We start from the raw sequence: 13,671 nt of genomic DNA on the forward strand, positions 1-13,671 counted from the left end.
GCGAGATATACTGAGCAACTACCCCTGTCTTTGACGCATGAATCCTGAAGGTCAGGGTTCCTAAGGAGGATTTTTTGACTTTTGCACCGTTGGGTTATCGGCTGCGCACGGCGGCCAGTGCGGGCCAGTTTTTGGTCACCGCCGAGGTGATGCCACCGAAGGGGGGCAACCCCGAGCACATGCTGGCCATGGGGCAGAGGCTGAAGGGCCGGGTGCACGCCGTCAACATTACCGACGGCAGCCGTGCGGTGATGCGGATGTCGTCGTGGGCGGCGGCGGTGCTGCTGCAACAGCAGGGCATTGAGGCGGTGTGTCAGGTGGCCTGCCGCGATCGCAACCGCATTGCCCTCCAGGCCGATCTGATGGGGGCCTATGCCCTAGGTCTGCGCAATATTCTTGCCCTTACTGGCGACCCGGTCAAAGCGGGCGACCACCCCGAGGCGCGGGCGGTGTTTGATCTAGAGTCGGTGCGGCTGCTCAAGCTGTTGGGCCAGCTCAACGGTGGGGTCGATAGCCACGATAAGCCCCTCAACGACGGTGCCCTCGATCTGTTCGCCGGAGCGGCTATTGACCCGCAGTCGCCCAGCTGGTCGGGGTTACAGCGGCGGTTTGAAGCCAAGGTCAAGGCCGGGGCACAGTTTTTCCAGAGCCAGCTGATCACCGACTTTGACCGTCTGGCCAAATTTATGGATCAAGTCGCCGCAGACTATAACCGCCCCGTCCTGGCCGGCATTTTCTTGCTCAAGTCGGCCAAAAACGCCAATTTCATCAACCGCAACGTGCCCGGTGCCCACATTCCCCAGGCCATTGTCGATCGTCTGGCCGCCGCCAGTGACCCACTGCAAGAGGGCGTGCAGATTGCCGCTGAGCAGGTGCAGGCGGCCCGCCAGATCTGCCAGGGCGTACACCTGATGGCGGTGCGCCGCGAAGATCTAATTCCCCAGATTCTCGACCAGGGGGGCGTGGCCCCAGTGGATGTGGCCCTAACCCAGCAATAGCGCCTCGGGCTGTGGCACTCGCTGGGCCAGGGGCACCAAGCGAAGGTGACCCGGCGGGGCCAGGGTCAGCCCGCGCCGCACCGGGCGCAGCGGTTTTTGGTGGCTCGCAGGCAGCTCCAACCTCCACTGGCGCAGCACCGTGGCCAACACCAGCTTCATTTCCATCAGGGCAAAGGCCGAGCCAATGCAGCTGCGGTGCCCGCCGCCGAAGGGAAAATACTCGTAGGGCGAGTACTGCCGCTCTAAAAACCGCTCGGGGCGAAAGCGATCGGGATCAGGGTATAGATCCTCCCGGTGGTGCACTAGGTAAATATTCAGAAACAGCGCTGCCCCGGCGGGGAACTCGTAGCCCGCCACCGTCAGCGGCTGACTCAGAATGCGAATGCCGGTGGTGGGTGCCACCGGATATATTCGCAGGGTCTCCTGGCAGAGGGCATTGAGGTAGGGCTGGCTGGCAACGGCCAGCGGGTCGGGGTCGGGACCCAGGTGATCGAGCGCTTGACGGATTTGATTGCCCACCTCAGGCAGCCAGTGCACCCAGTACAGTGCCCAGGTCAGAGCCGAGGCGGTGGTTTCGTGGCCGGCAATCAGCAGGGTCATCAGCTCATCGTGGAGTTCGCCGTCGCTGAGGGGCTGACCCTGGTCGTCGCGGGCGGCCATCATCAGCGAGAGAATGTCGGTGCGACCCGCCTGGGGCTGCGATTCGCGTAGCGCTCCCGCCGGGACACGCCGCTCTTCTATCTCGGCATAGATCAGCGCGTCAATTTCAGCCTTGATCCGCACAAACCGACCCCAGGGGCTGAGCGGCCCCCAGTCTTTTTGCAGCCCCGGAAAGAAGATAAAAAAGGCGCTCAGGGGTGTGCCCAAGCCCTCTAGCAGGGTGCTGAGCAGCTGTCGCAGGCGCTCGTAGCGATCGCCCTCTCCCAGCCCAAACACCGCCTTGAGAATCACCCGCAGGGTAATCTCCTGCATCGCCGCTCGCAGGTCAAAAGCGCTACCCGGCTGCCAGTCGGCCATCACCTGCTGGCTTAGAGTGCAGATGGTGTCGCCGTAGGCCCGCATGCGATCGCCGTGAAACGGCGGCATTAGCAGCTTTCGGTGGCGACGGTGGCGCACCCCATCGATCAGCAGCAGCGAATTGTCGCCCAGCATAAAGGTCAACCCGCTGCCCATGCCTTGGGGAGGAATGTGAAAATAGCTGCTGTCAGCCTGAAAAATGCCTTGAATTACCGCTGGGTCGGCCACATAGATGGACGGCGGTGGTCCTTCGCCCACCTTAAACACCGAGCCGTAGCGGCGGTAGTTGTCTTCAAAATACTCCAGCGGGCGCAAAATCAGCTTGGGGGCGCGCCGCCAAAAGGGCGTCTTAGAACCGGGAAGAGCAGGCATTGGAGAAAGCCACGCAGAACGGAGAAAACCAGACGGCGAAATCTGTCTTGATGCTAGACCATCTCACCGCCTGCTGGCCTACAGAAACTCCCGCAAAAACTCGTAGGGTTCTACCTCCCAGGCGGGTTCGGGCATCAGATAGCTGAGGCGGTGGAGAATATCGGCCTCAATGGTGACCATCTGATCGTGGGCAAAGAAGTCTTGCAGAGCGGCGCGATCGCGATCGCGTAACGGCTCCATGGGGTTTGCCAACTGCGGGGCTGCGTCTGCGAACGAGTAGGCGACAGGTGCAGTCTCAGAGATCGGCGATGGGTTGGTATCGTGGGCACTTGGCGGGCGCTGAGGACGACAGGGGTGCGGTGTGGTCTCAATCTGGTGGCCAAAGGCAAATAATGCTTTGGCCCACGGGTCGGCGCTCAAACCCTCAGCGACTGCCGCCTGACTACCAGCAGCAGGGAGAACCCGGTCTGTCAGCGGCCCGGGGGCATTGCTCATGGTGCTCTGTTGGGTCGTAGTCATTCAATGTTGCGCGGTGATCTGAGAGACATCGTGCCGCGACAGCTACCAAGGGCTGATCTTATGTGCGGACCAAGATTTTCTCAGTATAAATGCGTAGGGTTCAAGAGTTCCCTTACACCTCCAACAAAGTCGCCATGAACCTAAGTCTGAACCCCGGTTCTCTAGCCCTGGGCAGTACGTTGCTGTTTTAGGTACTCAAACACCGACTTATCACCAATATCGGGCACGATTGGCTGCACCGCTTTGCGTAGGGCAAACACCAGAAACAACAGTGCCCAAGCCCCCAGCAGCCCTTGTTTGATAGCTAGGGGGAGCCAGCCAAACAGATGCCCTAGCAGCAGTAACGGCACTAGCGGGGTCAGCAATTTAGTCTCCAGGCGATCGAAGCAAAAGGCTTCTTTGAAAAAAATGCCGGTTAGGGCAACGAAGGTCAAGCCAATGCCCCACAGCACCTGGGGTTGTGCTATTACCGTCTGCGCTAATGGCCCATCGATACCGTGGGAGAGAACTAGGGTAGCCACACCTCCCCCCAGCCAAAACACCTGCAACAGCCGGTGCAGGGGCACCAGATAGATGTGAATAGTAGCCAGGCTTAGCCCCAGCCCTAACCAAAACACTGTATAGAGCGGGCTGATAGCCTGCACCAGAGTGGGGTTTTGGCTGAAGAACAGCGCGATCGCACTGCCTATACCAAAAGCAACCGCCGCTACCCCGAGGCCAGCCCGGTAGAGCACCACCCCTCGGCGATCGCCTTTGGTGATGGTGTAATCGCCAAACTGTCCGGCGTAAACTGCTGGAGCTTGGTTCGCCGCACTGTCCATAGCCTCACCCTCGGATTTAGAAGACCTACTCTTATCCTATCGGGTCAGGGTCGGCAGGGTCGGCTGGGTCGGCTGGGTTGGCAGGGTAACGGCAAAACAGGTTTGGTTCCTGTCGCTGGTCACTTCAACATCGCCACCCAGGTGCAGCACTAGCTTTTTCACCAGAGCTAGGCCTAGGCCTGTGCCCCCCTGCTTCCAGGGATCAGCGCTGGGCACCCGGTAAAACTTATCAAAAATGCGGGTTCTCTCCTCTGGAGGAATCGTCACCCCGGTGTTGGTGATGGCTAGGCACACTTGCTCCCCGGCTGTGGTGGCGGTGGCCGACACGGCGAGGGTGATTGATTCTCCCGGCGGGGTGTACTTACAAGCGTTGTTGAGCAATTCTGCCAGCACCCGCTCTAGGCTAGCTAGGTCGCTGTATACCACGGGCAGGGCCGGTGCCGCCTCTAGGCTCAGGGTTTGATCACGGCTTTTGGCGCGGGTGACAAAGCTGTCGATCCACCCGGTTAGCCAGGTATCGAGCCAGATCGGTTCGGGCTGCATGGGGTGGTTGCCCACATCGAGCCGCTGCAAGTCGAGCAGATCGTTGATCAGGCTAATTTCGCGCTCGCACTCCTCCTGCAAAATGCTGTAGTAACGGCCAATGCGCGTCCGTTCGGCCTTGGGTTTGCCCAGGTCAGCGGTGAGGTCAAACTCTTGGTTGAGTGTCACTCCCAGCAATTGCAGCGCCACTCGCATGCTGGTGACGGGCGTGCGTAGCTCGTGGGAGACAGTGCTGAGAAAGTCGTCTTTGAGCGTGTTGAGCCGTTCTAACTCAGCCACTTGAGACTGGGCTGCCTGGTAGAGACGGGCTTGGCGAATGGCGATCGCACACTGATTTGCCACCTGCTGTACTAAGCGAATTTCAATGTCGTTAAAGCCGTAGTCGCGATCGTTAATCAGCCACAGATCGCCCAGCACCCCCCGGTCATCGACCACCGGACAGGCCAGCATGGCCACATAGCCCCGCACCGGGTTCGGCTCCACCGAACAGAACTGAAAATACTGCCCGTCCAGCAGCTGGTGGTACACCTCCGGGAAGGCCTCCATCTGGGCCACGCGCCCCTGGTATGACGGGCTTGAGCTGTTGTACTCGTAATAAATTGTCGAGGTGCCCTGCTCCAGATCGTATAGGGAGGTGTTTGAGCCCTTTACATCCAGGGCTTCGGTCAGCTCTTTCACTGCCGTCAGCATAATCTGGTTCACATCCAGGCTGTCACGCACCCGGTCAGTAATCCGCTTTAGGGTGGCCTCAAACTCCAGGGCCGTTTGCAACTGTTCGGTCCGTTGAGCGACTTGCTGCTCTAGGTCAGTGTTGAGCTGTTGCACCTGGTTGTAGAGGCGTGCCTGCTTAATCGCGCTGCCCACCTGAAGCGACACCTCGCGCAGGGTTTCAATTTCCCAAGATGCCCAGGGCCGTGGGCCGCTGCAATTGAGGGCACACACTAGGCCATAAAAAGCCTCTCCCTGGACAATGGGCATAATCAGACAGGCATTGACCTGAGCCTGGGCAAACTTTTCTCGGCAGTCCGGGGGTAGATTGGCTGTCGCAACGTTGTCAATTACATCCATGTCGCCCTGGCGATAACGCGTGAGGTCAGACGGGGTAAAGCTCAAATCGCTTTCGACTAACTTCCTCCCTGCCATTAGGGTGCTACTAGCCGACTCGGCCACGACGCCGTTGTCGTCGGAGTCAAAGCTGTAAAACAAAACCCAATCAATCCGCAGGAAGCGTCGCACCTCGTTGACCGTGGTTTGCAGCAGGTCCTCAGAGTTAAGCGACTGTAACAGGTGCTGGGCGATCGCCCCTAGCAGCCGCTCCCGCTCTGACTGGCGCTGTAGCGTTTGTTCGACCTGTTGCAGGGGCAGCAAGTCTTGCAAGGTCACAAGCAGCAACGGTTCGCTACTAGCTGATAAAAAAATATGAGTAGTGGTGACTAGACTGCGCAGTTGCCCAGTCTGGTCAGCCATCGCGATCGCCTGGGTCTGGTCTTGGCCGCTGGCGATCGCCCGCTGCCCCGCCTCTGTTAACTCTTGGGCTGTGGTTGGGGGCAACACATCGGTGCTCCGCTGACCGACTAGAGCCGCCAAATTACGTCCTAGCAAGGGGCTACAGGCTCGATTGAGAAAGCACCAACGCTGGTGCTGATCGACAATCCACAGGGGAATCGCGATCGCCTCTAGCGCCACAGTGGCTTCCTTCGCAAGGGGGGGCGACCCTTCCCCAAACGAGGGGGTAATAGGTAGATTAGACATAACCGGGGGCTGCTAGGGCTACTATGGAGGGAATTTGGGAGCAGGTAGGCTGTGGGGCGCATGCTTAATACCACTATGCCCAGGGAGGCCGCATTATGCCCAGCTAGGCCTTGCAAAAGATCAACCGCAATCCCAAAACAAAAAACATTATTTTGGGCTTTGACTAAAGCACTTGATAGTCTATAATCGTAGACCGTGCACATTTGCAGGCCCTATGAACGCAGAGGAAATCATCCGCTCGATTGAAGCGGAGCAGTTAAAGACTGACCTCCCTACCATTTACGTCGGCGACACCATCCGTGTTGGCGTGCGCATTCAGGAGGGCGGTAAAGAGCGGATCCAGCCTTACGAGGGCACCGTCATTGCCATGCGCAACGGCGGTATCAATCGTTCCATCACGGTACGAAAGATTTTCCAAGGGGTTGGGGTAGAGCGGGTGTTCCTGCTCCACGCGCCTAAAGTGGCCAGCATTACTGTGCTGCGTCGGGGTAAGGCTCGCCGGGCCAAGCTCTACTATCTTCGCGATCGCGTGGGCAAAGCAACTCGCTTAAAGCAGCGTTTCGATCGCCCGATCAACTAGAATTGATCAAGCTGGGTTCTGGTGTTAAGCACCTGGCTGCATGCGTCCTTAGTTCAGTTGGTAGAACGCGGGTCTCCAAAACCCGATGTCGGGGGTTCGAGTCCTCCAGGGCGCGCTGAGTTGTGGCAGCGGCAGTATCCAAATCTCTTAGTTCCTGTCTATCAGGACGATATGAGGCGTAGATATTGTCACTGCCTTTTACTCGAGAATAAGCCAGGGCACCGAGTTGCCAAGTCTAGTTCTTCTAAGCAGAAGCGATTAGGTCAGGGCAAGCGGGTTTGCTCATTCATTGTTCCCAGTTAGTTCAGTTCGGACCAGCGCCAACAGGAGCCAAACCAGTGGTTAAAAAAGACGCCGCAGTAGAGTCCAAAGGTAAGTCAGCAGCAGCTCAGTCTACCGCTGAGGAAGGCTTTAGCGTCGTTGCCTTTCTCCAGGGCACCAAAGAGGAGCTAGGCAAAGTGGTTTGGCCGAGTCGGCAGCAGCTCATCAGTGAGTCTGCCGCCGTCATTCTTATGGTTAGCCTTTCCGCAACGCTGATCTATCTTGTTGACCGTCTGTTTGGGTGGGTTTCGGGGCAAGTATTCTAATGGCGCTTACATCAGAAGACTTTAATTATGACGACGATGCTTCCCTTGATGATGCTTTAGACGCCGAGCTAGAGACCGAGTCATCGGAATCATCGGCGACCTCTGAAGCCGATGGGGCTGACGCGGAGGCGGCCAAATTTTATCAACGTAAAGCTCGTTGGTATGCTGTTCAGGTAGCCTCTGGCTGTGAAAAGCGCGTCAAACTCAATCTTGAACAGCGCATTGGCACACTCGATGTAGTCAATCGTATTTTTCAGGTCGAGATTCCCCAAACTCCAGCGGTTAAGCTTCGCAAAGATGGCAGTCGACAAAATATTGACGAAAAAGTTTTCCCTGGCTATGTGCTGGTGCGCATGTTCATGGATGATGAGGCCTGGTCGGTAGTCAAAAATACTCCCCACGTAATCAACTTCGTTGGGGCCGAGCAGCGTCGCGCCTACGGTCGTGGTCGCGGCCACGTCAAGCCAATGCCGCTCGGGATGAGTGAAGTCAAGCGCATCTTTAAGCGCACCGAAGAGCAAAAGCCCATCGTCAAAGTCGATATGTCTCCTGGAGATAAAATCACCGTGCTCTCAGGTCCTTTTAAAGACTTTGAGGGCGAAGTGGTAGAAGTCAGCCCTGAACGCAGTAAGCTCAAGGCTTTGCTGTCTATTTTTGGGCGTGACACCCCAGTAGAACTGGAATTTAACCAAGTGGAAAAAGAGAGTTAATTAATGGCCAAGAAAGTCGTAGCGTTAATTAAGCTGGCAATTCCTGCTGGAAAGGCAAACCCAGCTCCCCCAATTGGTCCCGCTCTGGGTCAGCATGGGGTCAACATCATGGCGTTTTGCAAAGAATACAACGCCCGCACCCAAGACAAGGTTGGCCTAGTAGTACCGGTTGAAATTTCGGTCTTTGAAGATCGTAGTTTTACCTTTATCCTCAAGACCCCGCCGGCTTCGGTGTTGATTAAGAAAGCGGCTGGTATTGAACGTGGTTCTGGTGAACCTCGTACTAAGAAGGTTGGCTCTATTACCCGAGCTCAGCTCAAAGAGATTGCCGAAACCAAAATGCCTGACCTCAACGCCAACGATATTGATGCTGCCATGAATATCGTTGAAGGTACTGCCCGCAACATGGGTGTTACCGTTGCTGACTAGGTGCTAGTACCTAGTCACAGACCAGAAACGTTTCGATTGCTCACATCTCAATTGTTCATACTACGGGGAAGAAGCCTAGCTTCGTTTGACCCCAAGGAGACACTATGGCTAAAGTATCCAAGCGCCTGCGCGAAGCCCAGGCCAAGATAGAAGATCGGCTCTACGAACCGATGGAAGCTTTAGAGCTGCTCAAAGAAACGGCCACGGCTAAGTTTATTGAGTCAGCCGAAGCACACATTCGCCTCGGCATTGATCCCAAGTATACCGACCAGCAATTGCGTACCACGGTGATCTTGCCCAAAGGTACCGGGCAGACAATTCGAGTCGCGGTCATTGCCAAAGGTGAAAAAGTGGCTGAGGCTACAGCAGCGGGTGCCGACCTAGCTGGCTCTGAAGAGCTGATTGACGAAATCCAAAAAGGCATGATGGATTTTGACGTGCTGATTGCCACCCCTGACGTTATGCCGCAGGTGGCTAAGCTGGGTCGTCAATTAGGCCCCCGTGGTCTAATGCCTTCTCCCAAGGGCGGCACCGTTACATTCGATCTGCCTCAGGCCATTAGCGAATTCAAAGCAGGTAAGCTTGAGTTTCGCGCCGACAAAACAGGCATCGTCCATGTTATGTTTGGCAAGACAAGTTTTACTGCCGAAGACTTACTGGTCAATCTCAAGGCTCTCCAAGAGACCATTGATCGTAATCGTCCTTCCGGTGCCAAAGGCCGTTATTGGCGCACGGTGGCTCTTGCCTCTACCATGGGCCCATCCATCCGCCTTGACGTTAACTCTCTGCGTGACCTAAAACTGGGCGATATCGCCTAGATTGGTCACCAGGTGGCCTCAGTTTTACCCAAACCAACCAGGAGACTGACAAGCTGAACTAATCCCCAACAATCGCATAGACGACCGTAGACAGCAGGTGCCAGCTAGGCGCTGCATAAACCCTGCCGAGGTTGACGTAATGACTGAAGTGCTTTTGCCTTGGGCTGAGCATAGTCGGTTGTTGGTCTGCCCCGGCATGGTTGTCGGGGTTTGTTTTTAGTTGCCATAGCTGGCAACAGCTTGGCCCAGACCTGGATTGGGTAATTAAGTTTCCCTATCCCCAACTTTAAAGGAGGTGAGATCAACATGGGGAGAACCCTAGCAAATAAGAAAGAGCTGGTAACCGAAATTCAGGCTCTGTTAGAAGAAGCTCAGCTAGCCTTTGTGATTGACTACAAAGGGCTAACCGTGGCTGAAATTAGCAACCTGCGAAATCGGCTGCGTCCCAAGGGCGCTGTGTGCAAGATTGCCAAAAACACGCTGATGCGGATCGCTGTCGATGGCAACGACGACTGGCAGCCTATCACCGAGTTCCTCAAGGATTCTTCAGCCTTTGTGCTGGTTAAAGAAGACTTTGGCGGGGCAATTAAGGAGTACCAGGCGTTCCAAAAAGACACCAAAAAAACCGTTTTACGGGGCGGTGTCATGGAAGGTCAGGCCCTTAATGAAGACCAGATCAAGGCCATCACCGAACTACCTACCAAAGAAGAGCTTATGGCTCGTCTGGCCGGGGCGATGAAGGCGATGCCGACTCGGGTGGCTGTGGGCGTCAATGCGGTGCCAACCAAGCTGGCCGTCGGTATCAAAGAGGTACCTGCCTCGCTCAACCGCGCCATCAAGGCAGTGTCCGAAAAAGATGCGGCTTAGGCACGTCTTTACTCAGTTTGTTCACGTTTAATTGTTTTTCTACCAGGAGTTAACCGGTAACTATGTCTGCTAAAACTGATGAAATTCTCGAACAGTTAAAATCTCTGTCCCTGCTAGAAGCTTCTGAGCTAGTCAAGCAAATTGAAGAGGCCTTTGGCGTCGATGCTTCTGCCTCTGCTGGCGGCGGTATGATGATGATGGCCCCCGGTATGATGGGTGGCGGTGCTGCCGCTGCTGCTGAGCCCGAAGAAGAAAAGACCGAATTTGACGTCGTGCTCGAAGATGTGCCCGCCGACAAGAAGATCGCCATTCTGAAAGTGGTGCGTGGTTTGACCGGCTTGGGTCTGAAAGAAGCCAAGGAAATGGTTGAAGCTGCTCCCAAGGCGATCAAAGAAGCGGTCACCAAAGACGATGCTGAAGACGCTAAAAAACAGCTTGAAGAAGCTGGGGCTAAAGTTACTGTCAAGTAACTTAACGCTTGCCCGTTAGGGCACAGTAAACTGTAGCTCCCCGTAATTTACGGGGAGCTACTTTTTTAGGGCTGCTTTTCCCTGCCTTATATAGCGATAGCCATTGCGCTTAGGACATCGGCCTCTGCTCCGGTTAAAAACTGGGATGGCGCAATGGCGTATAGCCATCGCTTTAGGGGTATCGGTCATGTCCTAACGGTTCTGGCGATGGCTATACTGAACCCCGAATGAGCACCCCGATTTGTAGAGGTATAGCATGCTATGCCCTACGGGTTTCCTGATTATGGACCGGGGTTAACCAAATCGGATTTGGTATTAGGTACTAACTCTCGGGTACCCCGTCGCTGCTTTAATAGCCTCATAGCGACGACGAGCCTTCTCCGGCAACGACTGATAGTTCCGTTGTAGTTGACCTTCAACCAAGGCCGAGCAAGAGGCGATCATCTATCGGCGCATCTTGCTACTTGTTCAGTACTTCACGGCGTAAACTTAGCCCTTGGCTCGCAAACTTTAATCTTTAGAACTAGGACTCAATCCATAAGGGATGCACCTTAAGCATAGACCGTTTTGTAGTAATCCTGATAAGCAGGGGAGAGTAGTGGCTGCCACCATTCAGGGTGAGTAAGATACCACTGAACAGTATGACGTAAGCCCTCATCAACTGTCACGGAAGGCGTCCATCCTAATTCTGTACGGATTTTAGTCGCATCAATTGCATAGCGATGATCATGCCCAGGTCGATCTTTAACAAATGTAATGAGTTGGCGAGCTGGGTGAACCGGCAAATCTATCGCCAATTCATCCATAAGATCGCAGAGCATAGCGACTAAATCAATATTTTTAACTTCGTTATTTCCTCCAATATTATAAGTTTCTCCCGGCGGGGCGCAGTGTATAACGCAATCAATAGCCTTGCAGTGGTCACCAACATAGAGCCAGTCCCGGATATTTTGACCATCTCCATAAATGGGTAAAGGCTTACCCATCAAAATATTAATGCATGTGAGTGGAACTAGCTTTTCAGGAAAATGATAAGGTCCGTAATTATTGGAGCAGTTTGTGATCAGTGTAGGCATTCCATAGGTATGAAAATATGAGCGCACCAAATGGTCACTTCCCGCTTTTGATGCAGAATATGGGCTGTTAGGAGCATAGGGAGTTGTCTCACTAAAAGCCAAATCATTCTCGCTTAAACTGCCGTAAACTTCATCAGTCGATACATGTAGAAAACGATCATCCTTAGGCTTTCCTCGGCCTAGCCAGTGTTGCCGAAAGCTCTCTAGCAACGTAAACGTACCCACAACATTAGTGCGTACAAAAGCATCTGGGCCTAAGATTGAGCGATCGACATGAGACTCTGCTGCGAAGTGGGCAATAGTATCAATTGATTCTTCTGCCAGAATCTGATCAAGTAAAGGGCGATCGCAAATATCTCCCTGTACAAACCGAAATTGTGAAGAACCGTTTAAATCCTTGAGGTTGTTAAGATTTCCTGCATAGGTTAAAGCATCGAGTACGACGATACGATCGCTCAGATACGTCTCATGCCAATGGTGAACGAAATTAGAACCTATAAACCCAGCACCCCCTGTAATCAATATTTTTCTAGGGGATCTAGGTTCTTGAGATCGGTTTGATTTCTGCCCTGAGGTAATCATACGGTTATTTATTCGGTATAGGTCAAAAAAAGTTTAAACACCTTAAGGTAATTCAAGCCAGCTCCACCTGACTATCATCACCAATCATGAGCCTGACTGCCCTTGGTCGCTGGGGTGCTTCTTTAATTTGTGCGCGTTGACCAATTAGGCTATCTACGATTCGTTGCTGAATATTGAGAACTTTAGCACCTTGAAGTAAGACACTGTGTTCTAAGTCAGCGTTTAATATCACAACCTGGTCTGCAATACTGCTATAGGGGCCAATAAAGCAGTTCTCAATATCGCAATCCTCGCCAATAACGACCGGGCCTCGAATCGTGCAGTTCTTAATTTTAGAACGTTCCCCAATCCGAACTCGCCCAATGATCTGACTTTGGTTATCAACCTCGCCATGGTTTGCAGCGACAAGACAAGTATCAAGGATCACGCGGTTAGCTTCTAGAAGGTCATCTTTTTTCCCCGTGTCAAGCCACCAGCCTTGGATCTGTCGAGCCTCGACTTGGTTTCCATGGTTGATTAAGTACTGAATAGCATCAGTGATTTCTAGCTCTCCCCGTGCAGAGGGTTGAATATTGGCGATCGCCTCATGAATGCTATTGTTAAATAAATAGATGCCGACAAGCGCTAAATTTGATCGTGGAATTTTTGGCTTTTCGACAAGTCTCAACACTCGTCCACTCTGATCAACCTCAGCCACCCCAAAGGCGGTAGGATTTGGTACATTGCATAGCAAAGTAAGCGCGTCTAACTGTTTGGTTTTGAATTCATCCAGAAATATATTTAAATCACTCTGAACTAAATTGTCTCCAAGATACATGACAAATGGAGCATCTCCCAAGAATGGTTGAGCTACCTTAACAGCGTGAGCTAGGCCAGCCGGCTTCTCCTGGAGAATGTAGGAAATGTGAGCTCCAAAGCGTTCCCCATCACCTGTTTTGGCCTGAACCTCAGCCCCAGTTTCAGGACTGATAATAATACCAATGTCTGTGATGCCGGCTTTCACTAAATCTTCAATTCCGTACCATAGAATTGGCTTGTTGGCTACAGGGACAAGTTGCTTTGCTCCTGTATAAGTCAATGGGCGGAGGCGCGTTCCTTTGCCACCTGAGAGAATAATCGCTTTCATAGAAATTAAATAAGTTTAGAGGACTGTAACTATTTGAGCATTTGGCAGAGTCCCTGTCGCCAGTTAGGAGGCAACCTGGTCAATAACAGCCCGCAGTCATTGTCGATCGCCGGCTAGCCGGGGAATAGTTTTCATAGGGTTTCCCTGCCTCCCATAAGTTGTCAGGTATATGAACTAAATGGCAACTTGTCCAGTAAAGCTCTGAGTCAAGGTTGCAAAAAGACGACCCTGAAAACTAAAAGCATAACAACCTGTAAACGCGCATTATCTAACTAGTATTTATGGTAATTCTCAATCAAAAAGCGTAGTATAGCTGTAGCCAGTCCGGTTAATTCATTTTTCCCTAGGAACGTTTGAGTGTTCAAACGTTTCTAAGATTTCTGGATGTCCTAATCTAGGTGACT

14 protein-coding genes, 1 tRNA gene and 1 other annotated feature are annotated in these 13,671 nt (G+C 53.5%); of the genes, 9 read left to right on the plus strand and 6 right to left on the minus strand.

Going from position 1 to position 13,671, the window contains the following annotated elements:
* Positions 1-74: 74 nt before the first annotated feature.
* The gene (locus RRF56_RS21980; RefSeq protein ID WP_317035286.1) at positions 75-998 is read left to right on the plus strand and encodes a methylenetetrahydrofolate reductase; all 924 of its coding nucleotides are present in this window, start codon (positions 75-77) and stop codon (positions 996-998) included.
* On the opposite strand, the gene RRF56_RS21985 is transcribed toward RRF56_RS21980, so the two are convergent.
* The 4 genes from RRF56_RS21985 to RRF56_RS22000 form a co-directional block, all read right to left on the minus strand.
* Complete coding sequence (locus RRF56_RS21985) at positions 984-2,387, minus strand: cytochrome P450 (RefSeq protein WP_317035287.1); 1,404 nt, start codon at positions 2,385-2,387, stop codon at positions 984-986. The two genes, RRF56_RS21980 and RRF56_RS21985, sit on opposite strands and share 15 nt — an antisense overlap.
* A gap of 78 nt (positions 2,388-2,465) precedes the next feature.
* Complete coding sequence (locus tag RRF56_RS21990; protein WP_317035288.1) at positions 2,466-2,906, minus strand: hypothetical protein; 441 nt, start codon at positions 2,904-2,906, stop codon at positions 2,466-2,468.
* 161 nt (positions 2,907-3,067) lie between these two features.
* A complete protein-coding gene (locus RRF56_RS21995; RefSeq protein WP_317035289.1) occupies positions 3,068-3,727 on the minus strand; it encodes a DUF2301 domain-containing membrane protein in 660 nt (219 codons plus the stop codon).
* 36 nt (positions 3,728-3,763) lie between these two features.
* The gene (locus tag RRF56_RS22000; RefSeq protein WP_317035290.1) at positions 3,764-6,022 is read right to left on the minus strand and encodes a GAF domain-containing protein; all 2,259 of its coding nucleotides are present in this window, start codon (positions 6,020-6,022) and stop codon (positions 3,764-3,766) included.
* Between the two features lie 214 nt (positions 6,023-6,236).
* Between RRF56_RS22000 and rplS the strand changes: the two genes are divergently transcribed.
* The 8 genes from rplS to rplL all read left to right on the plus strand — a co-directional run bounded on the left by rplS (position 6,237) and on the right by rplL (position 10,483).
* The gene (rplS, locus tag RRF56_RS22005) at positions 6,237-6,602 is read left to right on the plus strand and encodes a 50S ribosomal protein L19 (protein WP_017297710.1); all 366 of its coding nucleotides are present in this window, start codon (positions 6,237-6,239) and stop codon (positions 6,600-6,602) included.
* Positions 6,603-6,644: 42 nt separating this feature from the next.
* Positions 6,645-6,717, plus strand: a tRNA-Trp gene (locus RRF56_RS22010).
* A gap of 223 nt (positions 6,718-6,940) precedes the next feature.
* On the plus strand, positions 6,941-7,189 hold the full coding sequence (gene secE, locus RRF56_RS22015) for a preprotein translocase subunit SecE (protein ID WP_317035291.1): 249 nt from the start codon (positions 6,941-6,943) through the stop codon (positions 7,187-7,189).
* A complete protein-coding gene (gene nusG / locus RRF56_RS22020; RefSeq protein ID WP_317035292.1) occupies positions 7,189-7,899 on the plus strand; it encodes a transcription termination/antitermination protein NusG in 711 nt (236 codons plus the stop codon). The genes secE and nusG overlap by 1 nt, the downstream gene beginning before the upstream one ends.
* A 3-nt stretch (positions 7,900-7,902) precedes the next feature.
* Positions 7,903-8,328 (plus strand): 50S ribosomal protein L11, encoded by a 426-nt coding sequence (rplK, locus tag RRF56_RS22025; protein WP_193965168.1) that lies wholly within the window; start codon positions 7,903-7,905, stop codon positions 8,326-8,328.
* Between the two features lie 104 nt (positions 8,329-8,432).
* A complete protein-coding gene (rplA, locus tag RRF56_RS22030) occupies positions 8,433-9,146 on the plus strand; it encodes a 50S ribosomal protein L1 (protein WP_317035293.1) in 714 nt (237 codons plus the stop codon).
* A 66-nt stretch (positions 9,147-9,212) separates the two neighbouring features.
* Positions 9,213-9,370 (plus strand) — a sequence feature (ribosomal protein L10 leader region).
* Between the two features lie 82 nt (positions 9,371-9,452).
* A complete protein-coding gene (gene rplJ, locus RRF56_RS22035; protein ID WP_317035294.1) occupies positions 9,453-10,013 on the plus strand; it encodes a 50S ribosomal protein L10 in 561 nt (186 codons plus the stop codon).
* Between the two features lie 62 nt (positions 10,014-10,075).
* Positions 10,076-10,483 (plus strand): 50S ribosomal protein L7/L12, encoded by a 408-nt coding sequence (rplL, locus tag RRF56_RS22040; RefSeq protein WP_317035295.1) that lies wholly within the window; start codon positions 10,076-10,078, stop codon positions 10,481-10,483.
* A 551-nt stretch (positions 10,484-11,034) separates the two neighbouring features.
* Here the strand turns inward: rplL and rfbB are convergent.
* Positions 11,035-12,141, minus strand: a complete 1,107-nt coding sequence (gene rfbB / locus RRF56_RS22045) for a dTDP-glucose 4,6-dehydratase (RefSeq protein WP_317035296.1) — start codon at positions 12,139-12,141, stop codon at positions 11,035-11,037.
* 52 nt (positions 12,142-12,193) lie between these two features.
* Positions 12,194-13,267 carry a glucose-1-phosphate thymidylyltransferase gene (locus RRF56_RS22050; protein WP_317035297.1) on the minus strand — a complete coding sequence of 358 codons (1,074 nt, stop codon included), beginning with the start codon at positions 13,265-13,267 and terminating at the stop codon, positions 12,194-12,196.
* Positions 13,268-13,671: the final 404 nt, after the last annotated feature.

The sequence above is a fragment of the Nodosilinea sp. E11 genome, assembly GCF_032813545.1.
Classification (GTDB): domain Bacteria; phylum Cyanobacteriota; class Cyanobacteriia; order Phormidesmidales; family Phormidesmidaceae; genus Nodosilinea.

Bases quoted from the DNA above. Each gene is read 5' to 3' on its own strand.
- rplJ (WP_317035294.1), top strand. From the start codon at position 9,453: ATGGGGAGAACCCTAGCAAATAAGAAAGAGCTGGTAACCGAAATTCAG.
- RRF56_RS21985 (WP_317035287.1), bottom strand. From the start codon at position 2,387: ATGCCTGCTCTTCCCGGTTCTAAGACGCCCTTTTGGCGGCGCGCCCCC.
- rplK (WP_193965168.1), top strand. From the start codon at position 7,903: ATGGCCAAGAAAGTCGTAGCGTTAATTAAGCTGGCAATTCCTGCTGGA.
- RRF56_RS22050 (WP_317035297.1), bottom strand. From the start codon at position 13,267: ATGAAAGCGATTATTCTCTCAGGTGGCAAAGGAACGCGCCTCCGCCCA.
- RRF56_RS21990 (WP_317035288.1), bottom strand. From the start codon at position 2,906: ATGACTACGACCCAACAGAGCACCATGAGCAATGCCCCCGGGCCGCTG.
- rplS (WP_017297710.1), top strand. From the start codon at position 6,237: ATGAACGCAGAGGAAATCATCCGCTCGATTGAAGCGGAGCAGTTAAAG.
- rplL (WP_317035295.1), top strand. From the start codon at position 10,076: ATGTCTGCTAAAACTGATGAAATTCTCGAACAGTTAAAATCTCTGTCC.
- rplA (WP_317035293.1), top strand. From the start codon at position 8,433: ATGGCTAAAGTATCCAAGCGCCTGCGCGAAGCCCAGGCCAAGATAGAA.
- RRF56_RS21995 (WP_317035289.1), bottom strand. From the start codon at position 3,727: ATGGACAGTGCGGCGAACCAAGCTCCAGCAGTTTACGCCGGACAGTTT.
- RRF56_RS22000 (WP_317035290.1), bottom strand. From the start codon at position 6,022: ATGTCTAATCTACCTATTACCCCCTCGTTTGGGGAAGGGTCGCCCCCC.
- rfbB (WP_317035296.1), bottom strand. From the start codon at position 12,141: ATGATTACCTCAGGGCAGAAATCAAACCGATCTCAAGAACCTAGATCC.
- nusG (WP_317035292.1), top strand. From the start codon at position 7,189: ATGGCGCTTACATCAGAAGACTTTAATTATGACGACGATGCTTCCCTT.